This window comes from Flavonifractor sp. An10, assembly GCF_002161215.1.
GTDB lineage: Bacteria > Bacillota > Clostridia > Oscillospirales > Oscillospiraceae > Flavonifractor > Flavonifractor avistercoris.
In genome coordinates this window covers 119,182-144,328 of record NZ_NFMB01000009.1, presented here as the reverse complement: position 1 = coordinate 144,328, position 25,147 = coordinate 119,182, and the positions used below count along the sequence as shown (strand labels likewise).

Sequence of the window (25,147 nt, the reverse complement as noted above, 5' to 3'; positions counted from 1 at the left end):
TTAGAACTTATGTTCGAATGGGCAGGCGGATGGTGACAATACACCCGCCGCCCTCGGCGTTGCCGATGTCCAGGGTGCCCTCGTGGCGGGTGACGATCTCGTCGCACACCGCCAGGCCGATGCCGGAGCCCCGGGCCTTGGAGGAGCCCTTGTAGAACTTGTACTTCACGTGGGGCAGCTCCTCCTCCGGGATGCCGGGGCCGTAGTCCCGGATGGTGATGGCCACCTGATCCCCGTCGGGGGCGATGGAGATGTCGATGCGCTTGCCGGAGCCGCCGTGCTTGGCGGCGTTGTCCAGCAGGTTGCAGAACACCTGCCGCAGCCGCTCGGGATCCCCGTTGATGAGGGGGAACTCCTCCTCGCAGTCGTAGTAGTTGAGTTCGATGCCCTCCCGGCGGAAGAACTCCCGGTAGGTGTACACCGCGTCCTCCAGCTCCGCCTTGATGTCCATGGGCTCCACCGACAGGGTGAAGCGGCCGTCCTGGATGCGGGAGAACTCCAGCAGCTCCTCCACCATGTTGGTCAGCCGCCGGGCCTCGGACACGATGATGCCCATGCCCTTTTTCACGTCCCCGGCGTCCCGCACCTCCCCGTTCATGATGGTCTCCGCCCAGCCGTTGATGGCGGTGAGGGGGGTGCGAAGCTCGTGGGACACGGAGGAGATGAACTCGTTCTTCATCTTCTCGCTCTGGTTGATGCGCAGGGACATGTCGTTGATGGCGTCGGCCAGGGTGCCGATCTCGTCGTCGTACCGCTTCTCGATCTGCACGCCGTAGGAGCCCTCGGCGATGCGCTTGGCGGTCTCGGTAATCCCCGCCACCGGATCCACGATGGAGCGGATGAAGTACAGGTTGGAGAAGTACACGATGCACAGGATCGCCAGGCCGATGCCCAGGGCGATAGCCACGATGATGATGATCTGCCGGTCTACGTTGCGCAGGGAGGTGACGTAGCGCATGGCCCCCACCACCTCGCCGTTGACCACCAGGGGGCTGGTGGCCGCCATGATGTGCTCGCCGGTGCTGGGGTCGGAACCCACCCAGGAGCGGGTCTCCTTCTCGCTGATGGCCTGGGCGATCTCCGGCGTGCCGGGGACGCGGAAGGCGGTGAGATCCGAGCTGGAGAAGCGGATGCGCCCGCTGCTGTCCAGATACTCCACCTCCAGGTTGTCGCTGTTGGGATCCCCTGCCACCACCGTCCGGGCATAGCTGTAGTAGTCGTCCCCGCTGCGGTAGTCAAAGCTGCCGATGGCGTTCTCCGCCTTCTGGCGCAGGGACTCGCTCATGGTGGAGTAGTAATAGCTCCCCATGGCCGTGGAGAAGGCTGTCACCGCCAGCAGGACGATAAACAGCACCACGCTGATGGAGTTCACCATCCACCGCTTTCGGATACCTCTGATTTTTTTCATGCCTTCCCTTCACCACCTGGGTCTGGTTCTTGTTTGCCTGAATGCGCCCGCTTGGGGCGCCGGGGGCGGGACGCGCCCCCGCGGCCCGGCCTGCGGAGGGCGGATGCCGCCCCTCAGAAGCCCCACTTATATCCGTAGCCCCACACCGTGGTAATGAAAGACGGATTCGTCGGATCGTCCTCGATCTTGATGCGCAGGCGGCGGATGTTCACGTCCACGATTTTCAGCTCCCCGAAGTAGTCCCTGCCCCACACGGAGTCCAGAATCTCCTCCCGGGAGAGGGCCTTGCCCGGGTTGTCCATGAACAGCTTCATGATGGAGTACTCCACCTGGGTGAGCTTCACCCGCTGGCCGTTCTTCTCCAGGGTGCGGTTGCGGGTGTTCAGGAGGAAGGGCGGCTGGCTGATCTCCCCGGTGTCGATGGGATCACCCCCGCCGGTGCGGCGGTAGAGGGCGTCGATGCGGGCGGTGAGCTCCGCCGGGGAGAAGGGCTTGGTCACATAGTCGTCGGCGCCGGTCATGAGGCCGGTGACCTTGTCCATCTCCTGGGTGCGGGCGGTGAGCATGATGATGCCGATGTTGCTGTCACTGGCCCGGATGCGGCGGCAGACCTCGAAGCCGTCCATGTCGGGCAGCATGATGTCCAGCAGGGCCACCTTGATATCCGGATTGCGCTTGAGCTGGGCCAGCGCCTCCTCGCCGGTCTCGGCCTCGATGGCCTCGTAGCCGGCCCGCTTGAGATTGATCACCACAAAGCTGCGGATATTCGCCTCATCCTCCAGCACAAGAACCTTTTTCATCCCGTTACCTCCTTTGTACTCAGCGCCCGCTGATCAGCGCGAAGTTGGCCCTGACGCCCTCCTCGTCCAGGCCGCAGTCCCAGTCGCTGTCCACCAGCCGGGCGGCATAAATGGCGTCGTCCTCCCCCTCCAGCAGGCGGAAGCGGCCGGGCATGCTGGCCCGGGCCTCCCGGTTGTCGCCGGTGAGCTTGTAAATGACCAGGAAGGGCTCCGGCTCCACGGCCTCGTCCCCCTCCCAGTAGGAGAAAACCACCGCCCGCTCCCCGCCGCCGGCCAGGTTGCTGCGGGACAGGGTCAGCTTCCCGCTCCACTCCGTGGGCAGGATGAAATACCAGCCGTCCTGGTTGTTGTGGTAGGTGGTGAACACCTGGTGGGCGCCGCCGTTCACGTCGTACTGCTGCCACCGGATGGCCCAGAAGTTGGGGGCGGTGCTGGTGCTGTCCGGCTCGGTCAGGGCATAGGCCGAGGGCAGCTCCATGATCCCGTCGTGGTTGATGTCCGTGCAGGAGACCTGGGTGCTGTTTACCTCGGTCTCCCAGCGCACGGTACCGCCGCTCTCTCCGGTGTCCCGCTCCAGGGTCACGTTTTCCACCCCGCCGTCCTTCCAGGCAAAAATGTCGGTGATCTGCCCGTTGACCGCATAGGTGGAGGTGACAAACAGGGCGGGCACCATATCCCGGAGATAGCCCACGTTCAGGCTCACCACCTGCTCCACATTCTGGCTCAGGGGGGCGGAGGAATCCAGCGCCACCACGCCGTCCCGCAGGTTGTACAGCTCCACCCGGTTCTCCGACGCGCCGATGGTGTACATGGCGTCACTCTGGGCGCTCTCCGCCCCGCCGGCGGTGCGCAGTATCAGGATCTCCTGCTGCCCGTCCCCGTCGATGTCGTACACCCGGAAGCCGCTGTGCTCTTTGCGCAGCAGCTCCACCACCTCATAGCGGTCGATGGAGTAGGCCGCCAGGGAGTAGGTCTGCCCCGCCGTCTCCCAGTCCACGATGATCTCCTTGGTGGGGCTGTTGTCCAGATTCTCGTAAGAGACCGAGTTGATGGCGTTGCCCGAGCCCTCGATGATGGCGGCCACCTCATAGTCCTCCTCCACCTGCCGGTAGATGTAGATCTTCAAGGGCCGCTCGTCGGCGCTCACCCGGAAGAAGGCGATGGCCTCCTGTACGCCGTCGCCGTCCAGATCCTGGAGCTGCACCTTCTGGGTCAGCTCCCCGGTCAGGGGCGCGGCGTACTCGCCGCCGGCATTGAGCACCTCGTTGATCCGCTCGTCCAGCTTGAGGTAGTCGTCAGGCGCCCGCGGGGCGCGGTAGAGCTCGTCCACCGACTGGGAAAAGCAGCCGCCCAGCAGCAGCGACAGCAGCCCTGCCGCCAGCAGCAGCTTGAATCGTCTCATGTTGCAGCCCCCTCCGTGGGAAAAGTATATCAGTCGTTTTTTATCATACCACATTTCCCGGCGGAATGGTATGCCTATTTCCGATTTTCTCCGCGCCCCCGGAGGCAGGCCGGGCGGCCGGCCAGGTTTTTCTTGACAATATCGGTCTTCGATATTATAATATCCACAGGCGATATCGTGAATTGATATTGGAGGTGGAATCATGGGCCGCAAAACTCTGGAGACCCTGACCGAGTCCATGTTCTATGCGCTGATGGCCCTGCTGCACCAGCCCCGGTGCGGCACGGAGATCGCCGACTTCGTCTCCGCCATCACCCAAAACCGGGTGCGCCTGGGGCCGGGCACCCTCTATACCATCCTGGCAAAGTTTGAGGAGGAGGGCCTGATCCGGGAGACCGCCGTGGAGGGCCGCAAGCGCACCTACGCCCTCACCGACACGGGTCTGGAGCGCTATCAGGAGGAGATCGCCCGCCTGCGCAGCTGTCTGGCGGACGCGGCACAGGCGGAACAGGAGGAGCTGCCATGCGGAATACTGTCTACAAGCTGATCCCGGTGGATTTCGTGGACGTCGACCGCTTCGAGGGCTGGGCGGAGGATATGGCCCGGCGGGGCCTGTACCTCCACCACCTGACCCCCTTCCTGTTCGCCGCCTTTCAGCGAGGGGAGCCCGCCCCGGTGCGCTACCGGCTGGAGCCCCGGGGCAGCTTCTGGAGCCGGGAGAGTCAGAACTACTGCCGGAGTCTGGGGTGGGAGTTCGTCTTTCATGTGGGGCGGTGGTTCGACCTCTACCGCAATGACGACCCGGAGGCCCCGGAGCTCCACACCGACCCGGTGGTACACAGCTACGCCCTGGATCGGATATCCAGGTCTCTCCGGATACTCACCGCTGTGCTGGTTCTCTGCTTTGTGGGCGAGCTGGCTGCCCTCCTGCTCCCCTATCTGCTCTCTGACGCGCCGGTGCTTCTCCTGCTGAACGCCAGCGGCATCTCTACCCTGTCCATGCTGCTGCTCTTTCTCCTGCTCGGGGTGGAGTTCCGGAGCCTGGGTTCCTTCTTCCGCCTGCGCAGGAGGCTGCGGGAGGGGATCGTCCCCAGGCGGCACAGCTGGCGGTCCACCGGCCGGTGGAATCTCGGGCTGCTCCTGTTCGACCTGGTGCTGCTGGCCGCCCTGATCGCCAGCCCTCTGGTACTGCGCTCCGTGGAGTGGGAGGGCGAGCTGGCCGCGGCGGAGAGGCCCTTCCCCATCCTGGAGCTGCGGGAGCTGGAGGGCGACCCGGCGCTGGAGGCCGTCCCCTCCCCGATCACGCTGGAGATCTTCGGCTACGACAGCCACAACTACGTCCGCCGGAATTGGTCTCTCTTGGCGCCGGGGCAGTACGAGGTGGATCAGCACCTCACCGGCCGCGGGGACTATGAGCCCCGTCTGGACATGCGCTGGTACCGCCTCTCCCTCCCCTGCCTGGCCTCCCCCCTGCTGGACGATCTGATCAGCCGGTACAGCGACTTACGCTATGCCCCGGAGCATTACACCGTAACAGAGCCGGAGCTGCCCGGATTTGACCGGGCGGTGCTGGTTCAGGACAACCGGTGGCCCGGCCAGGAGCTGTTCCTCCAGGCGGGGAATGTGGTGATCTATCTGGACTACTCCGGAGCGCAGGACTTGACCGGCCGCCCGGAGCTGCTGGCCCGGCTGGCCGCATTTGAAGCATAAAGGAGGCCGTCTTATGTGGTATCTCACGCCGGTCAGCCTCTATGACATGGCCGCCATGGAGCAGTGGCTGGAGCGCATGGCCCAAAAGGGACGGTTTCTGGTGGACGCCGGCCCCCTGCTCTCCTGGTTCGAAAAGGGGGTGCCCAGGGCCGTCCGCTGCCGGGCGGAGCCCCTGGACACCGAGAGCCCCATCCCCACCCAGGAGCGGCTGGACTACTACGAGTCCTGCGGCTGGCATTATCTGTGCACCGTGAAGAGCTTCTACCGCATCTTTCAGTCCGGCGATCCGGAGGCGGAGGAGCTCCACACCGACCCGGTGGTGCTGGCCGCCGGGATGAGGGATCTGGAGGAGCGGCTGGGGATGACGCTGGTGTTCCTGGTCATCTTCCTGCCCCTGCTGGTCTTTTTTGAGCTCTATTTCAACCGGAAGCCGGCGGAGTTTCCCCATGCCGTCCTGTACTCCCTCTGCTGCTGCATCGTCTACGGCTGGCACATCGCGGAGATCCTGTGGCTGCGGAGTCTGCGGCGGCAGCTGCTGGCCGGCTCCCGGCGGGCCTTCACCCCCATCCATTACCGCCGGGCCGTGGCCCTGCGGGCGTCGGCTGTGCTCCTGCTGCTGAGCCTCTGGCTGTGGTACGCCGCCGTAACCCTGCTCCCCTGGTTCTGACCGGGCTAGTACATCCGTTTGACTTCCCATATCCGCTCCGATATAATAATAGGAGACAGCCATTCGGAGGGGCGTATCGGAGCCCCGGAATGAGTGAGCCCTGCCGGCCATGGCAGGGCGAAGGATGTGGAGGGGGCGGCGACGTGGAGCGTGTGATTCTGCACTGCGATCTGAACAGCTTTTACGCCTCGGTGGAGCTGCTGGATCATCCGGAGCTGCGGGACAGGCCGGTGGCGGTGTGCGGCGACCCCTCCTCCCGCCACGGCGTCATCCTGGCCAAGAACGAGCCGGCCAAGAGGTTCCAGGTCAAGACCGCCGAGACGGTGTGGCAGGCCCGGCGCAAGTGCCCCGGCCTGATCCTCCTGCCCGCCCACCACTGGAAGTACCGGGAGTACTCCAAAAAGGTCAACGCCGTGTACGAGCGGTACACCGATTTGGTGGAGCCCTTCTCCATCGACGAGAGCTGGCTGGACGTGACGGGCACCCTCCACCTGTTCGGCGGGGACGCCCGCGCTTTGGCCGACGAGATCCGCCGGGTGCTGCGGGAGGAGCTGAACCTCACCGTGTCGGTGGGGGTGTCCTTCAACAAGATCTTCGCCAAGCTGGGCAGCGACTACAAAAAGCCCGACGCCACCACCGTCATTTCCCGGGAAAACTACAGGGAGCTGCTGTGGCCCCTGCCCGTCACTGACCTGCTCTTCGTGGGCAGGGCGGCGGCCCGGGTGCTGGAGCAGTACGGCGTCCGAACCATCGGCGATCTGGCCGCCTATGACCGGGAGGCCCTGGGAAAGCTGCTGGGCAGGCAGGGGTACACCCTCCACGACTACGCCTCCGGGGCGGAGCACTCCCCCGTGATCCCCGCCCGGGAGCAGCCGGGGCCCAAGTCGGTGGGCAACGGCCTCACCTTCCCCCGGAACCTGGAGGGGTGGACGGAGCTGCGCACCGCCGTCACCGAGCTGTCCGACGAGGTGGCCGTCCGCCTGCGCAAGCACGCCCTCAAATGCACCACCGTCCAGGTGACCATCCGGGATCCCAGCTTCAAGGACATCTGCCGCCAGAAGCGCCTCAGCGCCCCCACCTATGTGTCCCGGGATCTGACGGACGCCGCCATGGAGCTCATCCGCGCCTCCTGGAACCCCAAGGCCCCGGTGCGGGCCCTCACCATCACCGCCCAGAACCTGGTGGAGGAACAGGACGCCGGGGAGCAGCTGAACCTGTTCGCCGCCGGGGCCGCCCCCCGGCGGGATCGGCTGGAGAAGCTGGAGAAGGCCATGGACGGCATCCGGGACAGGTTCGGCAGGGACGCCATCACCGCCGCCTCCACCGTCCACCGGGACAAGGCGGAGGTCAAGGAGGATCACCGCCTGCCGCCGGTGGACTGACGCCCTGCATGAACTGCGCGCACCTGAGCCGGTGCGCGCAGTTTTTTATCCCCTGTGAACCGGATCCTCCCGCCCGGCCGTCTAATGGGTGTGACCGGTCAACAGAAAGAAGGGATCACGTTGGAAGATTTGATCGCCCGGGCCAAAGCCGGGGACGGCGAGGCCTTTGCGGAACTGATGGAGGGCCAGAAGCAGACCCTGTATAAGGTTGCCCGGAGCTATTTGCACAGCGACGCCGACGCAGCGGACGCTATCGGGGACACAGTGCTGGCCTGCTGGGAGAAACTGCCCACACTGCGCCAGCCCCGGTATTTCCGCACCTGGCTGGTGCGGATTCTGATCCGGAAGTGCCAGGACATTCTGCGCCAGCGGCAGCGGTTAGTCCCCCTGGAAGGCGCGCCCGAGCCCGCCGCAGCGGAGCCAGGCCACCAGCGCGCGGAGTTTCTCGCCCTGCTGGACAGCCTGGACGAGAAGTACCGGACGGTGCTGCTACTCTACTACGGCGAGGGGTTCACCACCCCGGAAATCGCCCGTATTCTGAACCTGAACGAGGAGACGGTGAAAACAAGGCTGAAACGCGCCCGGGCCAGCTTCAGGCTGGCCTACGAGGCGGAGTAAGGAGGAAACTATGACAGAACAGGATCTGCGGGAGCTGCTGGCCCGGCCGGTGGAGGTGCCGCCGGAGGTGGAGGCCCGCCTGGCGGCGGCCTGCGCCCAGGCTGGGCACTCCGCGGGAAAAAAACGGCCCCGGCGGGGCCTGCGCACCCTGGTGCTGGCGGCCTGTCTGGCGGCGGCCCTGTGCGTGGGGGCGGCGGCGGGCTATACCGTCGTCCGGGAGGAGAAGTTCCCCGACCTTGATGCGGCGGTAGAGGCCATGTTCGGCAACCAGGGGCGGGATTCCGTGGAGGCCACGGTTGAGTACGACGAGACCGGCGGGATGAGCCTGAACCTGCCCAACCAGGAACGGGTGCCGGTGGACGCGGCGCAGGCAGAGGCTCTGGTAGGGGAATATCTGCCCGGTACCGGCTATGTATGGCAGGTCGGGGACTACACCCTGACGGTGGAGAGCTATCTGCTGGACGAGCACACCGGTACCGGCCGGGTGTACTTCACCCTGGAACGGCCCGGCGGCGTGGAGGGGCTCCAGATCACCCCGGAGGACGGCGAGGCCTGGGCGGATGGCTCCGGCATCTCCCTGAACTTCTGCGCGGGGGGAGCGGACGGGACGTGGACGCCCATGAGCGGCCGCTTCTACGCGGATCAGAACCGGAGCACGCCGGAGAAGTTGTACCTAACCGCCGCCCTGGGAGCTGCGTCGGGCTGGAAGGCGGAGGACGGACTGCATATCCGGTTCCACGATCTGCGGCGCAACCGAGACAGTGAGCGGGATGTGAGCCTGGTGGCTGAGATGGAGCTGCCCGGTGCGGACAGCCTGCCCGCCGTCACCGCCGTAAATCCGAAGACCGGCGGCACGGCGGCCTGCTTCTCCGCCATCGGAATGTTGGTGGACACCAGCTATCTGGAGGATGGCGACTCTGTCAGGTACGTGGCTCTGGAGTACGCCGACGGCAGCACCTACGTGGTGCAGGACGACGCCGGCAACGTGGACAACGCCGAGCACGGCCTGTACAATATGGACGGCACCCAACTGCGCCTGTGCTTCAACCGCCTGGTGGATCCGGCGCAGGTGGTCTCGGTGGCGGTGGACGGCGCGGTGTGTGCTGCCAATCGTTAATATTCATTATTATTTGAATATTATGCATATTTTCAGGATAATCGCCCAATAACAGCGGGGCCAATTCGCATATTTATGCGAATTGGCCCTTGCTTTTTATCCCAGGCTATGGTACACTGTTCCCAACAAAACGAAAACGGAGGGTTTCGCCATGTCTGAGATCAAAAAAGTCGTCCTCGCCTACTCCGGCGGTCTGGATACATCCATCATCATTCCCTGGCTGAAGGAGAACTACAACAACCCCGAGATCATCGCCGTCTCCGGCAATGTGGGCCAGGCCGACGAGCTGGAGGGCCTGGAGGAGAAGGCCCTGAAAACCGGCGCCTCCAAGCTCTATGTGGAGGATCTGATCGACGAGATGGTGGATGACGTGATCATCCCCTCCATGCAGATGGGCGCCAAGTACGAGGGCTACCTGCTGGGCACCGCCTTCGCCCGGCCCATCATCGCCAAGCGCCTGGTGGAGATCGCCAAGAAGGAGGGCGCCGACGCCATCTGCCACGGCTGCACCGGCAAGGGCAACGACCAGATCCGCTTTGAACTTGCCATCAAGCGGTTCGCCCCCGGGATGAAGATCATCGCCCCCTGGCGGGAGTGGGACATCAAGGGCCGGGATGAGGAGATCGACTATGCCGAGGCCCACAGCGTACCCCTGAAGATCTCCCGGGAGACCAACTACTCCAAGGACAAGAACCTATGGCACCTGAGCCACGAGGGCCTGGATCTGGAGGATCCGGCCAACGAGCCCCAGTACGACAAGCCCGGCTTCCTGGAGATGGGCATCTCCCCCGCCCAGGCCCCCGACGAGCCCACCTACGTCACCATCGACTTTGAGAAGGGCTGGCCCGTGGCGGTGGACGGCGAGAAGATGAAGGCCAGCGACATCATCCGCAAGCTCAACGACCTGGGCGGCAAGAACGGCATCGGCCTGCTGGACATCGTGGAAAACCGTATGACCGGCATGAAAGACCGGGGCGTGTACGAGACCCCCGGCGGCACCATCCTCTACCGGGCCCACGAGGTGCTGGAGATGATCACCATCGACAAGGACACCGCCCACATGAAGGCCAAGCTGGCGGTGGACTTCGCCGACCTGGTCTACAACGGCAAGTGGTTCACCCCCCTGCGGGAGGCCCTCACCGCCTTCGCCGCCGACACCCAGAAGCACGTCACCGGCACCGTGAAGCTCAAGCTCTACAAGGGCAACATCATCACCGCCTCCGTCACCTCTCCCGACACCCTCTACTCCGAGAAAATCGTCACCTTCGAGGAGAGCGACTACAACCAGAACGACGCCACCGGCTTCATCAACCTGTGGGGCCTGCCGGATACGATTCTCGCTCTCCGGGATCAGGGAAAACTGTGAGCATCCGGCTTCCCTGGAATTAATAGACCAGTAGGGCGGGGGCAAGCCCCCGCCCTACCCTATCTTATCAATCATAGGAGAGGAACCATTATGAAACTCTGGGCCGGACGGTTCCAAAAGGAGACCGATACCCTGGTCAACGACTTCAACTCCTCCATCGCCTTTGATGCCCGGATGTACAAAGAGGACATCGCGGGCTCCATCGCCCACGCGGCCATGCTGGGCAGGCAGGGCATCATTGAGGAGCACGAGGCGGAGAAGATTATCGACGGCCTCAAGGCCATTCTGGCCGACATCGAGGCCGACAAGGTGGAGTTCTCCCTGGAGAACGAGGACATCCACATGAACATCGAGACCCTGCTCACCCAGCGCATCGGCGACACGGGCAAGCGGCTCCACACCGCCCGCAGCCGCAACGACCAGGTGGCGGTGGACTTCCGCCTCTACGTCAAGCAGGAGATCCCCAAGATCATCGGCATGGTGCTGGAGCTGGAGAAGGTGCTCATCCGGAAGGCGGAGGCCAACCTGGACACCGTCATGCCCGGCTACACCCACCTCCAGCGGGCTCAGCCCACCACCTTCGCCCACTACATGATGGCCTACGCCAACATGCTCCGCCGGGACGTGACCCGGCTGGAGGACTGTATGGAGCGGATGGACGAGTGCCCCCTGGGGGCGGGCGCCCTGGCCACCTCCACCTATCCGGTGGATCGGTTCCAGACCGCCGCCGCCCTGGGCTTTGCCAAACCCACCGACAACTCCATGGACTCGGTCTCCGACCGGGACTTCGCCATCGAGTTCCTGTCCGCCTGCTCCATCCTCATGATGCACCTGTCCCGGTTCTCCGAGGAGATCATCCTCTGGTGCTCCTGGGAGTTCAAATACGTGGAGCTGGACGACGCCTACTCCACCGGCTCCTCCATCATGCCCCAGAAGAAGAACCCCGACGTGGCCGAGCTGGTGCGGGGCAAGACCGGCCGGGTGTACGGCTCCCTGATCACCCTGCTCACCGTCATGAAGGGCCTGCCCCTGGCCTATAATAAGGATATGCAGGAGGACAAGGAGTGCGTCTTTGACGCCATCGACACGGTGGAGCTGTGCGTGCCCGTGTTTGCCGCCATGCTGGACACCCTCACCGTCCTGCCCAGGAACATGCGCAGCGCCGCCTCCGGCGGCTTCATCAACGCCACCGACTGCGCCGACTACCTGGTGAAGAAGGGCATGCCCTTCCGGGAGGCCTACATGATCGTAGGCCGGCTGGTGAACATGTGCATCAAGTCCGGCGAAACCCTGGACACCCTGCCCCTGAAGGATTTCCGCTCCATCTCCAACCTGTTCGACGCCGACGTGTACCAGGCCCTGGAGCTGAAAACCTGCGTCAACGGCCGCACCGTCTACGGCGGCCCGGCGGCCGACAGCGTGAAGCAACAGATCGCCAATATCAAAGCGTTTGTGGAGGAAAGAGCACATGGATAAGCGGGCCGACGTAGACGCACGCGCCGAGTGGCGCGTACAAGCGTTTTGCCGCAGGCAAAACCTTGGCGCAGGCGGAATTCACTTCCGCCGAGCATGTGAAAGAAATCGGGGCCCCCACGGGGCTTGCCCCGTGGGGTGCTACGGCGGCCCGGCGGCCGACAGCGTGAAGCAGCAGATCGCCAACATCAAGGTGTTTGTGGAGGCCCGGGAGCATGAATAAGCCCAAGATCTACATCGACGGCCAGGAGGGCACCACCGGCCTGGAGATCCACCAGCGGCTGGCGGAGCGGGACGATATTGAACTGCTCTCCATCGATCCCGACAAGCGGAAAGACTTGACAGAGCGAAAGCGGCTGATCAACGAGGCCGATCTGGTGTTCCTCTGCCTGCCCGACGCCGCCGCCGTGGAGGCGGTGGGCCTGATCGAGAACTCCCACACCCGTGTGATTGACGCCTCCACCGCCCACCGCACCGCCCCCGGGTGGGTGTACGGCTTCCCGGAGCTCTACAAGGATCCGGCCCAAACCATTGGGACAGCGCGGTTTATAGCCAATCCGGGGTGCCACGCCACCGGCTTTCTGGCCGCCGCCGCGCCCCTGGCGGCCCTGAACGTGCTCCCAAGGGACTACCCCCTGACCTGCTTCTCCCTCACCGGCTACTCCGGCGGCGGGAAGAAGATGATCGCGGAGTACGAGGCCAGCGATAAAGGAAATGAGCTTTACAGCCCACGCATCTACGGAACCACTCTAAAACACAAGCACCTGGCCGAGATGCAGAAGATCTCCGGCCTGGAGGCCCCGCCGGTGTTCTGCCCGGTGGTGGACGACTACTACCGGGGCATGGCCACCACCATCCAGCTCCACAACCGCTATCTGCGGGGCCAGCCCACGGCCAGGGAGCTGTCCCTGATCCTGGCGGCCTACTACGCCAAGCAGCCCCTGGTGAGCGTGGCCCCCTACTCCGACCAGCCCGCCTATCTGGCGGCCAACGCCCTGGCGGGCACCGACCGGCTGGAGCTCACCGTCAGCGGACACGAGGGGCAGACCATCGTCACCGCCCGGTTCGACAACCTGGGCAAGGGGGCCTCCGGCGCGGCGGTGCAGAACATGAATTTGATGCTGGGCTTTGAAGAGACACGGGGCCTGGTGCTGTAAGAGACAGACGGCGGGGGCAAGCCCCCGCCCTACATCAGAATCGCCGTAGGGCGGGCCTGTCCCGCCGCTCCGGCTCAGCAAGGAGTGAAGGATATGAAACAGATTTCCGGCGGCGTCACCGCCCCCATGGGCTTCACGGCCTCCGGCGTCCACTGCGGCGTGAAGAAGGGCAAGGGCGACGGCAATCAGCCCGCCCGCAGCGGCATGCCCGAGGTTCTGGCGGACAAGAAGGATCTGGCCCTCATCGTGTCGGAGCAGCCCTGCGCCGCGGCGGCGGTGTACACCATGAACCGGGTGAAGGCCGCCCCCATCTATGTGACCATGGATCACCTGGAAAACGGGGAGGCCCAGGCCATCGTGGCCAACTCGGGCAACGCCAACGCCTGCGCCCCCAACAGCCACGAGCACGCCGAGGAGATGTGCGTCCTGGCCGCCCGGGCCACCGGCCTGAAGCCGGAGGACTTTGTGGTGGCCTCCACCGGCGTGATCGGCCAGGAGCTGAACATCGACGCCATCGGGAAGGGCCTGCCCCAGGCGGCCGCCGCCCTGTCCAGGGACGGCTCCGACGCCGCGGCCAACGCCATCATGACCACCGACACGGTGAAAAAGGAGCTGGCCTTCACCTGCTCCATTGGCGGCAAGACGGTGACCCTGGGGGCCATCGCCAAGGGCTCCGGCATGATCCACCCCAACATGGGCACCATGCTGTGCTTCATCACCACCGACTGCGCCATCACCCCCGAGCTGCTCTCCGACGCCCTCCACGAGATCGTCCCCCGCACCTTCAACCGGGTGACCGTGGACGGGGACACCTCCACCAACGATATGTGCGTGGTGCTGGCCAACTCCATGGCGGGCAACCCCCTCATCGAGTGGAAGGACGACGGCTACACCGTGTTTGTCAAGACCCTCCGCCACCTGTGCGAGCAGCTCTCCCGGGCCATCGCCGCCGACGGCGAGGGGGCCAGCAAGCTGATCACCTGCACGGTGCAGGGCGCCCGCAGCGAGGAGAGCGCCGAGCGCCTGGCCAAGGCAGTGGTGGGCTCCCCCCTAGTGAAGGCGGCCATGTTCGGCTCCGACGCCAACTGGGGCCGGGTGCTGTGCGCTATGGGCTACTCCAAGGCCCCCTTCCGGCCGGAGTATGTGGACATCTCCTTCTCCTCCGCCGTGGGGGAGATCCTGGTGTGTAAGCAGGGCGCCGGAGTGGACTTCGACGAGGAGAGCGCCAAGAGCATCCTGAGCCAGGACGAGGTGGTCATCACCGTCACCCTCAGCGAGGGGGAGGACTCCGCCACCTGCTGGGGCTGCGACTTGACCTATGACTATGTGAAGATCAACGGGGATTACCGCACCTGATACAGACGGGCGGCACATCCTATCGGGGCGCGTATGGCGCGCCCGAATATCCCGCAATCCAATGGAGGCGAAAACCCATGTCCGATTCCCTGGTGGCACAGCGGGCCCAGGTACTGGCCGAGGCCCTGCCCTACATTCAGAAGTACTACGGCAAGACCGTGGTGGTGAAATACGGCGGCAACGCCATGATCTCCGACGAGCTGCGCCGGGCCGTGATCTCCGACCTGATCCTCCTCCACCTGGTGGGCATCCGGGTGGTGGTGGTTCACGGCGGCGGGCCGGAGATCACTGAGATGCTCCGAAAAATCGGCAAGGAGTCCCGGTTTGTGGACGGCCTGCGCTACACCGATGAGGAGACCATGGACGTGGTGCAGCAGGTGCTGTGCGGCAAGGTGAACAAGAACCTGGTGGCCATCCTGAACCAGACCGGGGGCCGGGCGGTGGGCCTGTGCGGCATGGACGCGGGCCTGTTCCAGGCCAGGATGCTGGACGAGAAGTACGGCCTGGTGGGGGAGATCACCGCCGTGGAGCCCCGCGTGGTGGTGGACAGCCTGGAGAACGGCTACATCCCCGTGGTGTCCACCGTGGCCCAGGGGACAGACGGCCCCGCCGCCTACAACATCAACGCCGACACCGCCGCCGCCAAGCTGGCGGTGGCCCTCGGCGCGGAGAAGCTGCTGCTCCTCACCGACGTGCGGGGCCTGCTGCGGGATCCGGCGGACGAGGGCACCCTGCTGCCCGAGGTGCGCCTGTCCCAGGTGCCCGGTCTGGTGAAGGACGGGGTGATCAAGGGGGGCATGCTCCCCAAGGTGGAGTGCTGTGTGGAGGCGGTGCGCTCCGGGGTGAAGAACGCGGTCATCCTGGACGGGCGCATCCCCCACTCCCTGCTCATCGAGCTCCTGTCCGATGCCGGTATCGGCACCATGCTGCTATAGTCAAACAAGCGGCTTTGCCGCTTGTTTGAGAGAAGCTGCATGGCGGGATGGGTTCGATTCTTTTCAGAATTGTCACCCATCCCGCCATGAGAAGTGTCATTTCCGACGCACATGTCGCCGGAAATGACGGATTTTCAATTTCTTCCGCCGTCTGCGGACGGCGGAACTCTGCGAGGCTTTTTAGGCGGGGGCGGGGAGGCTACCCGCGAAGGAGGCAATTACCATGACCCACGAGGAACTGAAACAGCTTGACCACCAATATGTGCTCCAGACCTACGGCCGCTTTGACGTGGACATCGACCACGGCCAGGGGGCCACGCTGTACAGCCTGGACGGAACGGAGTACATCGACTTCACCTCCGGCATCGGGGTGTGCTCCGTCGGCCACGCCAACCCCAGGTGGGTGGAGGCTGTCGCCGACCAGGCGGCCAGGCTGGGACACATCTCCAACCTGTACTACACCCAGCCCTACGCCAGGCTGGCCCAGACCCTCTGTGAGCGCTCCGGCCTGGCGGCGGCCTTCTTCGGCAACTCCGGCGCCGAGGGCAACGAGGGGCTCATCAAGCTGGCCCGCAAGTACTCCTTTGACAAGTACGGCAAGGGCCGGGGCACCATCCTCACCCTGAAAAACTCCTTCCACGGCCGCACCATAACCACCCTGACCGCCACGGGGCAGGACAGACTGCACCACTCCTTCTTCCCCTTCCCCGACGGCTTCCGGTACGCCGAGGCGGGCAGCCTGGACGCCCTCCAGGGGGCGGCGGGCCACGATGTGTGCGCCGTGATGCTGGAGCTGGTGCAGGGCGAGGGCGGCGTGATCCCCCTGGAGCGGGAATATGTCCACGATCTGGCGGTGCTGTGCGCCGAGCGGGACTGGCTCCTGCTGGTGGACGAGGTGCAGACCGGCATCGGCCGCACCGGCACCCTCTTCGCCTTCCAGCAGTACGGCATCCTGCCCGACGCGGTGTCCTTCGCCAAGGGCATTGCCGGCGGCCTGCCCATGGGCGGCTTCCTGGTCAGTGAGAAGTGCCGGGACGTGCTGGGGCCGGGGGATCACGGCTCCACCTTCGGCGGCAACCCCATCTGCGCCGCGGCGGCCCAGGCGGTGCTGGACATTCTGGACGAGGACACCCTGGCCGGGGTGCAGAAGAAGGGCCGCTGTCTCCGCGCCGCCATCGAGGCCATGGGCCTGCCCTGCCTGGGGGCCACCCGGGGCCTGGGGCTGATGATCGGCATCGAGGTCAAGCCACCCCGCACCAACAAGGAGCTGGCGGCCCGGCTGGCCCAAAACGGCCTGCTGGTGCTCACCGCCGGGGATGCCCTCCGCCTGCTGCCCCCCCTGACCATTACCCAGGCCGAGCTGGATCGGGGCCTGGAAATCCTGAAACAGACGCTGTCGTAAGAGGTGAATGCAATGAAGAAAGACCTGCTCAAGCTGCTGGATCTGTCCAAGGCGGACATCGTGAAGATCCTGGACACCGCCGACCAGATGAAGTACAACCAGAAGCACAGCCTGACCCACCAGTATCTGGCGGGCAAGACCCTGGCCATGATCTTCGAGAAGAACTCCACCCGCACCCGGGTGTCCTTCGAGACCGGCATGTTCCAGCTGGGGGGCCACGCCCTGTTCCTCTCCGGCAAGGAGAGCCAGATCGGCCGGGGCGAGCCCATCGAGGACACCGCCCGGGTGCTCAGCCGCTACTGCGACGGCATTATGATCCGCACGTTCGGCCAGGAGGAGGTGGAGAAGCTGGCCCAGTACGCCTCCATCCCCGTGATCAACGGCCTGACCGACTTCGCCCACCCCTGCCAGGTGCTGGCCGACCTCATGACCATCCGGGAGCACAAGTCCCGGCTGGAGGGCCTCAAGCTGTGCTACATCGGCGACGGCAACAACATGGCCAACTCCCTGATCGTGGGCGGCCTGAAGGTGGGCATGGACGTGTCTGCGGCCTGCCCCGAGGGCTTCGACCCCGACCCCCAGGTGCTGGACTTCGCCAGGTCCGTCACCGGCAGCACCTTCACCCTGTGCCGCGACCCCAAAGAGGCGGCGGCGGACGCCGACGTGCTGGTCACCGACGTGTGGGCCTCCATGGGCCAGGAGGGGGAGGCCGCCCAGCGGCGGGCCGTCTTTGAGGGGGTCTACCAGATCAACGGCGAGCTGCTGAAGCTGGCCCACCCCGGCTGCATGGTGCAGCACTGCCTGCCCGCCCATCGGGGGGAGGAGATCACCGCCGAGGTGTTCGAGGCCCACGCCGGCGAGATCTTCGACGAGGCGGAGAACCGCCTCCACGCCCAGAAAGCGGTGCTCTACCTGCTCATGGGCGAGGGCAAGTAATAAAACCGCCGGGGCGGCACACATCGGTGTGCCGCCCCGGTTCCGCTGTATGGAATTTACTTGTTCCCCGTGTTGAGGAAGGGGGCCAGGGCGGCGGCCACGCCGCTGATGGCCATGGTCTGGAGCACGATTTTGCCCGGGCCGGTGACCACCGTGTTGAACAGGCCCTCGCCGCCGAACAGCACGTTCTTGACGCCCTTCACCATCTGAATGTCCATGGAGCAGGTGGCGTCCATCATGGCCAGGTTGCCGCTGTCGATGACCATGCTCTCCCCGGCCTGGAGCTCATACTCCACCGCGGAGCCGTCCAGCTCCACAAAGGCGGTGCCGTGGCCGGACAGCTTCTGCATAATGAAGCCCTCGCCGCCGAACACACCGGCGCCCAGCTTCTTCTGGAAGAAGATGGACAGCTCCACCCCCTGCTCCGAGGCCAGGAAGCCGCTCTTCTGCACCACCACCGGGTGGGCCGGATCCACCTCAATGGCCCGGATGGAGCCAGGGAAGCTGGAGCCGAAGGCGATCATGCCCGGGCCGCCCTGGGCGGTGTACGTATTCTGGAAAATGGAGTCGCCGGAGAACATGCGTCCGAAGGCCTTGCCGATGCCGCCGGCGCCGGTCTCCATCTTCATGTTGGGGCTCATCCAAACCATGGAACCGCGCTCCGTAATCATGGACTCGCCGCCCTCCAGGTGGCAGACGACTACCGGCAGGGGCTCGCCGAGAATCTCGTATTTCATGCTGGTGCCTCCCTTTTTCAAGATACCACCAGTATATTACGATTTCCGAAGGATAGCAAGCCCTGTATGAAATCTTTACAAACCCTTTTCCGCTGTGCTATGATAAAGCAAACCCACGAAGGAGGCGTCAGACCATGGAACTGACAAGGGAGCAGGCCCTGGAGCTGCTCAAGGAGTACAACAAGGAGCCCTTTCATCTGCGCCACGCCCTGACGGTGGAGGCAGTAATGCGCTGGTTCGCCCAGGAGCTGGGCTATGGCGGAGAGGCGGATTTCTGGGCCGCCGCCGGCCTGCTCCACGATCTGGATTTTGAGCAGTACCCGGAGGAGCACTGCGTCAAGGTGAGGGAGATCATGGAGGCCCGGGGGCTGGATCCCGCCCTCATCCACGCGGTGGTGAGCCACGGCTGGGGCATGACGGAGGGCGACGCCCAGCCGGAGCACCAGATGGAGAAGGTGCTCTTCGCCGTGGACGAGCTCACCGGCCTTATCGGGGCCGCCGCCCTCATGCGGCCCTCCAAGAGCGTCCAGGACATGGAGCTGTCCAGTTTGAAAAAGAAGTTCAAGGACAAGCGCTTTGCCGCCGGCTGCTCCCGGGAGACCATCCAGCAGGGGGCAGAGCTGCTGGGCTGGGAGCTCAGTGAGCTGCTGGAGCGCACCCTCCAGGCCATGAAGGCCACCGAGGCGGATATTGAGGCCCAGTGCGCGGCGCTGTAGGCGCGTCACAAAAGCGGCCTTGGCCGCTTTTGTGAGAAGGCCGCATAGCGGAAGGGCTTCATTTTCCTGCGAAAAAGTCAGCCCTTCCGCTATGAGAAGGGTCATTTCCGAGGCGCACCCCCCAGGGGGCCCTCTCTTGCCCCTTCGGGGCAATTCACCTTGTGTCGCCGGAAATGACGGATTTTCATTTTATTCCGTCATCTGCGGATGACGGAACTCTGCGAGGCTCTCCTTCGCGGGAGGTTTTTCGACAGGCTGAAGGCGCGGTTCCCACAGGAACCGCGCCTTGTTTTCTTATCTTCTCTTCATCTTCTCCGCCCGGAGCACAGCAGGCCCAGCACCGTGCCGACCAGGGCCGGGAGCACCCATCCCAGCCCCACCGCGGCCAGGGGCAGCCCATCCAGGAAGCCAAGGGGCAGCCCCGCATCCCGCAGGGCGAACAGCACGCTGAACACCCCCGTGAACAGCACCGCCACAGGATAGACCCACCGGTGCCCCTCCAGCCGGCGCTGGAAGAAGGACAGGGCGATGAGCACGATGGCCACCGGATAGAGGGCGCCCAGCACCGGCGCCGACACCGCCAGGATCTGGGCCAGCCCCGCGTTGGAGATCACCATGCTCACCACGGCGAAGAGCACCGCCCAGGTGCGGTAGCCCAGCCGGGGGCAGATGCCGTGGAAGTAAGTCCCGCAGGAGCTGATGAGGCCCACGCACACGTTGAAGCAGGCGATCAGGAAAATGGCGGCCAGCAGCACCCGGCCGCCGGTGCCGAACAGCAGGCCCGCCGCGTTGGTCAGGGCCTCCGCCCCGTCGGCGGGGTTGGGCATGGCCCCGCCGGACAGGGCCCCCACATGGGCCAGCATGCAGTACACCGCCAGCAGCAGCACCCCGGCGATCACCCCGGCCCAGGCGGTGGAGCGCACCACCGCCCCCGGCTTCTCCACCCCGCGGGCCCGCAGGTTCACCGCGATGACAATGCCGAAGGCCAGGGCGGCCAGGGTGTCCATGGTCTGATAGCCCTCCAGGAAGCCCCGGACGGCCGGGTGGGTCAGGTACTCGCCGCCGGCCGGGCCGTATCCCTCCAGGGGGTTGAGCAGGCTGGCGGCAAAGGTCACCACGATGAGGCCCACCAGCACGGGGCAGAGGATCTTGCCCAGCCGGTCGGTGAGCTTCTCCGGCCGCAGGGCCAGCGCCAGGGCGGCGGCGAAGAACACCAGGGAGTAAACCAGGCGCAGCAGGGCCACCGGGGCCCCCTCCCCTACAAAGGGGGGCACCGCCATCTCAAAGGAGGTGGTGGCCGTCCGGGGGATGGCCAGGCAGGGGCCGATGGCCAGATAGACCGCCACGGTAAAGGCCCGGGCAAAGGCGGGGTGCACCCGGCCGGCCAGGGCGTCCATGCCGCCGGCCCGGGACACCGCCACCACCCCCAGCACCGGCAGGCCCACGGCGCTGACGGCCAGTCCCGCCACGGCAGGCCAGGTGTGCACCCCCGCCATGGCCCCGATGCCCGACGGGAAAATCAGGTTGCCCGCCCCGAAAAACAGGGAGAACAGGGTCAGGCCCACCAGCAACAGGCCCCTCGCCCCCAGTCTCTTCTCCTCCACAGCTTCACATCCTCTTTATCGCGTTAAAAACAGCGGCAAGCCAAAGGCATGCCGCTGCTTTTCTACGCTAAGTAGTACGTACCAGATTAGCCCTGGGAGATAGCGCCCGTGGGGCAGGTATCGGCGCAGGAACCGCAGTCAATGCAGGAACCGGCATCGATGACGTACTGGCTGTCGCCCTGGGAGATGGCACCCACGGGGCAAGCGCCCTCGCAGGAACCGCAGCTCACGCAGGCGTCGCTGATAACATAGGCCATTGGATACACCTCCAAACACTCAAGCTACAGTCATTGTACCATAACTTTTGAAAATTGCAATGCTAAATTGCCCCGACTGTGGGTATATTTTTTCATGGTGGGAAAAAATAGGATCCGATCAACCGGAGGAGGTGCAGTTTTCCATGGACAGATCCTCGCCATTTCACATGGAGGCCGCCGGGAGCCTGACCCCGGCGCTGGACGGGGCGCCTCGGAGCAGCCCACACCGGCACAGAACAAAGGAGAAGGGGCGTGGCACAGCAGATGAAGCACGTCAAGAAGCACCGGATACGCTTTCCGTGGAGCAGGAACAGACGAGGTGAGGGGGACATGAACGAGACCAGATTTACCGAGCGGGCCCAGGCGGCCCTCCGTCTGGCCCAGGAGGGCTCGGCGGAGCTGGGCCACGGCTACGTGGGCAGCGAGCACCTGCTGCTGGGCCTGGCCCGGGAGGGCAAGGGGGTTGCCGCCAAGGTGCTCCAGGCCGCCGGGGTGGAGCCCGAAGGCCTGAAAGCCGCCATCGCCGGCTTGGTGGGGGTGGGCGCCCCGGGCGGCGCCCCGTCCCAGGGGCTCACCCCCCGGTGCAAGAAGATCATCGAACTCTCCCTGGCGGAGGCGGCCCGGCTGGGCCACCACTATGTGGGCACCGAGCACCTGCTGCTGGGCATCCTCCGGGAGGGGGACGGCGTGGCGGTGCGGGTGCTCACCGGCATGGGGACGGAGCCCCGGCGGCTCCACGCCGACGTGGTGGCCGCCATGGGGGGCGAGGCCTCCCCCTCCCCCTTCCGGGGGAACGGCAAGACCCGGGAGCGGGAGTACGGCGGCGACGCCAGGCTGCTGGAGCAGTTCGCCCGGGATCTCACCCGCCTGGCCGCCGGGGGCATGCTGGATCCGGTGGTGGGCCGGGAGAAGGAGATCAAGCGGGTCATCCAGATCCTCTCCCGCCGGCAGAAGAACAACCCCGCCCTCATCGGCGAGCCCGGCGTGGGCAAGACCGCCGTGGCCGAGGGTCTGGCCCGCCGGATGGTGGCCGGGGACGTGCCCGACGAGCTGCGCTCCAAGCGCCTCATGGCCCTGGATCTCTCCGCCATGGTGGCGGGCACCAAGTACCGGGGGGAATTTGAGGAGCGGGTGAAGAACATCCTGGCCGAGGTGCGCCGGGTGGGCAACATCATCCTCTTCATCGACGAGCTCCACACCATCGTGGGGGCGGGCTCCGCCGAGGGGGCCATCGACGCGGCCAACATCATCAAGCCCGCCCTGGGCCGGGGGGAGCTGCAGATCATCGGCGCCACCACCACCGACGAGTACCGGAAGTATATCGAGAAGGACGCGGCCCTGGAGCGGCGGTTCCAGCCCGTGCTGGTGCCCGAGCCCGACCAGGACACCGCCCGGGCCATCCTCCGGGGCCTGCGGGATCGGTACGAGGCCCACCACCGCCTCCAGATCACCGACGGGGCCATCGACGCCGCCGTGGCCCTCTCCACCCGGTACATCGGGGACCGCCGCCTGCCCGACAAGGCCATCGACCTCATCGACGAGGCCGCCTCCCGGGTGCGGATGGAGCGGCTGGGCACCCCGCCGGAGCTGCGCACCCTGGAGGAGAAGGTGGCGGAGGCCCGCCGGGAGAAGGAGGAGGCCATCCGGGGCCAGGACTTTGAGAAGGCCGCCATGCTCCGGGACGCGGAGGAGGACTTCCGCAGGGAGCTGGAGCGGGAGAAGGCCGCCTGGCGCTCCGGCCAGAACACCGGGGCGGTCACCGCCGAGGACGTGGCCGCCGTGGTGTCCGGCTGGACGGGGGTGCCCGTCACCACCCTCACCCAGGCGGAGAGCCAGCGGCTGCTCCACCTGGAGGACGCCCTCCACCGGCGGGTGGTGGGCCAGGAGGAGGCGGTGAAGGCGGTGGCCCGGGCCGTCCGCCGGGGCCGGGTGGGCCTGAAGGATCCAGACCGGCCCACGGGCTGCTTCCTCTTCCTGGGGCCCACCGGTGTGGGCAAGACGGAGCTGTGCAAGGCCCTGGCCGAGGCCCTGTTCGGCAGTGAGGAGGCCCTGCTCCGCTTCGACATGTCCGAGTATATGGAGAAGCACACCGTCTCCCGGCTCATCGGCTCGCCGCCGGGCTACGTGGGCCACGAGGAGGGGGGCCAGCTCACCGAGAAGGTGCGCCGGCGGCCCTACTGCGTGGTGCTCTTCGACGAGATTGAGAAGGCCCACCCGGATGTGTGGGGCATCCTGCTCCAGATCATGGAGGACGGGGTGGTCACCGACGCCCAGGGCCGCAAGGCCGATTTCAAAAACGCCGTGGTGGTGCTCACCTCCAACGTGGGGGCGGCGCGCATCACCGCCAGGGGCTCCAGGCTGGGCTTCTCCGCCGCCGAGCGGAAGGACGGCGAGACCCGCCCCCTGGAGGAGCTGAGGGCCGCCGTCCTGGAGGATCTGAAGAAGGTGTTCCGGCCGGAGTTCCTCAACCGGCTGGACGAGACCATCGTGTTCACCCAGCTGGGCCGGCCGGAAATCCAGGCCATCGCCCGGCGGATGCTGGAGCGGGTGGGAGAGCGGATGCGCGCCCTGGGTGTCACCCTCCGCTTCACCGACGCCGCCCTGGCGGTGCTGGCCGACCAGGGCTTCGACCCGGACTACGGCGCCCGCCCCCTGCGGCGCACCATCCGCGCCCAGTTGGAGGACGTGGCCGCCGAAAAGCTGCTCAGCGGGGCCGTCCAGGCCGGGGACACCGTCCTGGTGGACGGCTCGGAGGGCGCCCTGCGCCTGGAGATCCCCCCTGCCGCCGTCCAGGCTCTCAATACAAAGGAGGAACCCACATGAATCTGACCCGTATACTCCCCCTGGCGCTCTCCCTGGCCCTGCTGGCCGGGTGCTCCGGCAGGGACAAGCCCGCCCTCTCCGCCGAGGCGCGCACCCAGCTCTATGAGACCGCCATCGAGGACGCCCGGGACGCCGAGACCAACGACGCCCTGCCCGTCCTGTCCGACAAGGCCGACGAGCAGCTCCCCCTCTATCTGGATCTCATGGGCCTAACCCCCGACGACGTGGACGCCTTCGCCCTGTCCGCCTCCCTCATGAACGTGCGGGCCTACGGCATCGCCGCCGTCTACCCCGCCCAGGGCCGGGAGGCCGCCGTGCGGGAGGGGCTGGAGGACTTTATCGACCGGCAGAAGCAGAGCTTTGCTCAGTACCTGGCCGACCAGTACGACATTGCCTCCAATGCCCGCCTGGAGACCCTGGAGGACGGCACCGTCCTGCTGGTCATGTGCCAGGAGCAGGACGCGGTCTTTGACGCCATCCGGGACGCCATCCTGGCGGCGGGATAAGGAAAGGGCGGGTGTGCGCACCCGCCCTTATATATTCACCTTTCACCGCGGCTCCAGCTTTTTCGATGCCAACCTGTAGACCTGCATCACCTCTTTGGAGCCGGTATCCCAGGCTGCCAGCTCCGCCCGGATCAGCTCCGGGTGCGCCTTGCTGATGTCCCTGAGGGCGTTGCCGATGGACTTCCGCACATAGGCGCTCTCGTCCGCCCGCCGGGCCGCCAGCAGGAGCACCGCCTCCTCCGGGTGCTCCTTGAAGTAGGGGCGGCTGCTCCACACCCGCAGGCCCTCCGACGCCGCCCGGCGCACGTTGGCCCGTCCGTCCGCCAGCCAGGCGCGGATCACCGGCAGGGCCGCCTCATACCCCGTCCCCCTGCAGCAGGCGTCGAAGGCCATGGCCAGCACCTCCTGCACCCTCCAGCTCTCGTGGGCGCTGACGGTATCCCGCAGGAAGGCCAGGGCCTCCGGCCGCTCCGGGGCCAGCCAGCCGCACAGGAACACCCCCGCCTCCTGTACCTGGAAGTGCGGGGAGACATAGAGGGCCCGGGCCGCCTCCCAGCACTCCGGCCCGGTGTGGGTGCGGAAATACTCCTCCGCCAGGCTCCGCACCAGCCGCAGATTTTCCCCCTCAACGGGGATCTTCTCCTCCATGCTCCTCCACACAGCGCTCCCCTCCTCTTGTATTTTTCCAGTATAGCACAGGCCCCCGCAATTTCAAGGCTTGCGGACGGGGCCGGCAGGGATTATAATGGGGCGGAACGTGATTCTTCCTGTACTG

The 25,147-nt window shown here is 65.8% G+C and carries 23 protein-coding genes; 16 read left to right on the top strand and 7 right to left on the bottom strand.

Annotation, left to right across the window (positions count from 1 at the left end; translation table 11 throughout):
- Positions 1 to 7: 7 nt before the first annotated feature.
- The 3 genes from B5E42_RS15850 to B5E42_RS15840 form a co-directional block, all read right to left on the bottom strand.
- Positions 8 to 1,408, bottom strand: coding sequence for a sensor histidine kinase (locus B5E42_RS15850; RefSeq protein ID WP_087241414.1), 1,401 nt, complete (start codon positions 1,406 to 1,408; stop codon positions 8 to 10).
- 113 nt (positions 1,409 to 1,521) lie between these two features.
- Complete coding sequence (locus B5E42_RS15845; protein WP_087241412.1) at positions 1,522 to 2,208, bottom strand: response regulator transcription factor; 687 nt, start codon at positions 2,206 to 2,208, stop codon at positions 1,522 to 1,524.
- Between the two features lie 19 nt (positions 2,209 to 2,227).
- Positions 2,228 to 3,610 carry a hypothetical protein gene (locus B5E42_RS15840; RefSeq protein WP_087241410.1) on the bottom strand — a complete coding sequence of 461 codons (1,383 nt, stop codon included), beginning with the start codon at positions 3,608 to 3,610 and terminating at the stop codon, positions 2,228 to 2,230.
- Positions 3,611 to 3,812: 202 nt separating this feature from the next.
- On the opposite strand from B5E42_RS15840, the gene B5E42_RS15835 reads away from it, so the two are divergent.
- The 13 genes from B5E42_RS15835 (at position 3,813) to argF (ending at position 17,729) form a co-directional block, all read left to right on the top strand.
- Complete coding sequence (locus tag B5E42_RS15835) at positions 3,813 to 4,157, top strand: PadR family transcriptional regulator (RefSeq protein ID WP_087241408.1); 345 nt, start codon at positions 3,813 to 3,815, stop codon at positions 4,155 to 4,157.
- Entirely contained in the window at positions 4,133 to 5,320 is a 1,188-nt protein-coding gene (locus B5E42_RS15830; RefSeq protein WP_087241406.1) for a DUF2812 domain-containing protein, read from the top strand. The genes B5E42_RS15835 and B5E42_RS15830 overlap by 25 nt, the downstream gene beginning before the upstream one ends.
- A gap of 13 nt (positions 5,321 to 5,333) precedes the next feature.
- The gene (locus tag B5E42_RS15825) at positions 5,334 to 5,987 is read left to right on the top strand and encodes a DUF2812 domain-containing protein (protein WP_087241404.1); all 654 of its coding nucleotides are present in this window, start codon (positions 5,334 to 5,336) and stop codon (positions 5,985 to 5,987) included.
- A gap of 143 nt (positions 5,988 to 6,130) precedes the next feature.
- On the top strand, positions 6,131 to 7,369 hold the full coding sequence (gene dinB, locus B5E42_RS15820; RefSeq protein WP_087241402.1) for a DNA polymerase IV: 1,239 nt from the start codon (positions 6,131 to 6,133) through the stop codon (positions 7,367 to 7,369).
- 120 nt (positions 7,370 to 7,489) lie between these two features.
- Positions 7,490 to 7,987, top strand: coding sequence for a sigma-70 family RNA polymerase sigma factor (locus B5E42_RS15815; protein WP_087241400.1), 498 nt, complete (start codon positions 7,490 to 7,492; stop codon positions 7,985 to 7,987).
- Positions 7,988 to 7,997: 10 nt separating this feature from the next.
- Positions 7,998 to 9,104 (top strand): hypothetical protein, encoded by a 1,107-nt coding sequence (locus tag B5E42_RS19005; protein ID WP_141242560.1) that lies wholly within the window; start codon positions 7,998 to 8,000, stop codon positions 9,102 to 9,104.
- A 151-nt stretch (positions 9,105 to 9,255) separates the two neighbouring features.
- Positions 9,256 to 10,470 carry an argininosuccinate synthase gene (locus B5E42_RS15805; protein ID WP_087241398.1) on the top strand — a complete coding sequence of 405 codons (1,215 nt, stop codon included), beginning with the start codon at positions 9,256 to 9,258 and terminating at the stop codon, positions 10,468 to 10,470.
- Positions 10,471 to 10,560: 90 nt separating this feature from the next.
- On the top strand, positions 10,561 to 11,946 hold the full coding sequence (argH, locus tag B5E42_RS15800) for an argininosuccinate lyase (RefSeq protein ID WP_087241396.1): 1,386 nt from the start codon (positions 10,561 to 10,563) through the stop codon (positions 11,944 to 11,946).
- 212 nt (positions 11,947 to 12,158) lie between these two features.
- A complete protein-coding gene (argC, locus tag B5E42_RS15795; RefSeq protein ID WP_087241394.1) occupies positions 12,159 to 13,100 on the top strand; it encodes an N-acetyl-gamma-glutamyl-phosphate reductase in 942 nt (313 codons plus the stop codon).
- Positions 13,101 to 13,193: 93 nt separating this feature from the next.
- Positions 13,194 to 14,456: a bifunctional glutamate N-acetyltransferase/amino-acid acetyltransferase ArgJ gene (gene argJ, locus B5E42_RS15790; RefSeq protein ID WP_087241392.1), complete on the top strand. Its 1,263-nt coding sequence runs from the start codon at positions 13,194 to 13,196 to the stop codon at positions 14,454 to 14,456.
- A 77-nt stretch (positions 14,457 to 14,533) separates the two neighbouring features.
- A complete protein-coding gene (gene argB, locus B5E42_RS15785) occupies positions 14,534 to 15,391 on the top strand; it encodes an acetylglutamate kinase (protein ID WP_087241390.1) in 858 nt (285 codons plus the stop codon).
- 223 nt (positions 15,392 to 15,614) lie between these two features.
- Entirely contained in the window at positions 15,615 to 16,793 is a 1,179-nt protein-coding gene (locus B5E42_RS15780; RefSeq protein ID WP_087241388.1) for an aspartate aminotransferase family protein, read from the top strand.
- A 12-nt stretch (positions 16,794 to 16,805) separates the two neighbouring features.
- On the top strand, positions 16,806 to 17,729 hold the full coding sequence (gene argF / locus B5E42_RS15775) for an ornithine carbamoyltransferase (protein ID WP_087241386.1): 924 nt from the start codon (positions 16,806 to 16,808) through the stop codon (positions 17,727 to 17,729).
- A gap of 56 nt (positions 17,730 to 17,785) precedes the next feature.
- Here the strand turns inward: argF and B5E42_RS15770 are convergent, their stop codons facing one another.
- A complete protein-coding gene (locus B5E42_RS15770; RefSeq protein ID WP_087241384.1) occupies positions 17,786 to 18,466 on the bottom strand; it encodes a TIGR00266 family protein in 681 nt (226 codons plus the stop codon).
- Positions 18,467 to 18,600: 134 nt separating this feature from the next.
- Between B5E42_RS15770 and B5E42_RS15765 the strand changes: the two genes are divergently transcribed.
- Positions 18,601 to 19,182, top strand: coding sequence for a hydrolase (locus tag B5E42_RS15765; RefSeq protein ID WP_087241382.1), 582 nt, complete (start codon positions 18,601 to 18,603; stop codon positions 19,180 to 19,182).
- A gap of 305 nt (positions 19,183 to 19,487) precedes the next feature.
- Here the strand turns inward: B5E42_RS15765 and brnQ are convergent, their stop codons facing one another.
- Positions 19,488 to 20,786, bottom strand: a complete 1,299-nt coding sequence (gene brnQ, locus B5E42_RS15760) for a branched-chain amino acid transport system II carrier protein (RefSeq protein WP_087241380.1) — start codon at positions 20,784 to 20,786, stop codon at positions 19,488 to 19,490.
- 86 nt (positions 20,787 to 20,872) lie between these two features.
- Complete coding sequence (locus tag B5E42_RS15755; RefSeq protein ID WP_087241378.1) at positions 20,873 to 21,043, bottom strand: 4Fe-4S binding protein; 171 nt, start codon at positions 21,041 to 21,043, stop codon at positions 20,873 to 20,875.
- A 330-nt stretch (positions 21,044 to 21,373) separates the two neighbouring features.
- Between B5E42_RS15755 and B5E42_RS15745 the strand changes: the two genes are divergently transcribed.
- Positions 21,374 to 23,866, top strand: a complete 2,493-nt coding sequence (locus B5E42_RS15745; RefSeq protein WP_087241374.1) for an ATP-dependent Clp protease ATP-binding subunit — start codon at positions 21,374 to 21,376, stop codon at positions 23,864 to 23,866.
- Entirely contained in the window at positions 23,863 to 24,372 is a 510-nt protein-coding gene (locus B5E42_RS15740; protein ID WP_087241372.1) for a DUF4358 domain-containing protein, read from the top strand. The genes B5E42_RS15745 and B5E42_RS15740 overlap by 4 nt, the downstream gene beginning before the upstream one ends.
- A gap of 42 nt (positions 24,373 to 24,414) precedes the next feature.
- On the opposite strand, the gene B5E42_RS15735 is transcribed toward B5E42_RS15740, so the two are convergent.
- Positions 24,415 to 25,032, bottom strand: coding sequence for a DNA alkylation repair protein (locus tag B5E42_RS15735; protein ID WP_242967185.1), 618 nt, complete (start codon positions 25,030 to 25,032; stop codon positions 24,415 to 24,417).
- Between the last annotated feature and the right edge of the window lie 115 nt (positions 25,033 to 25,147).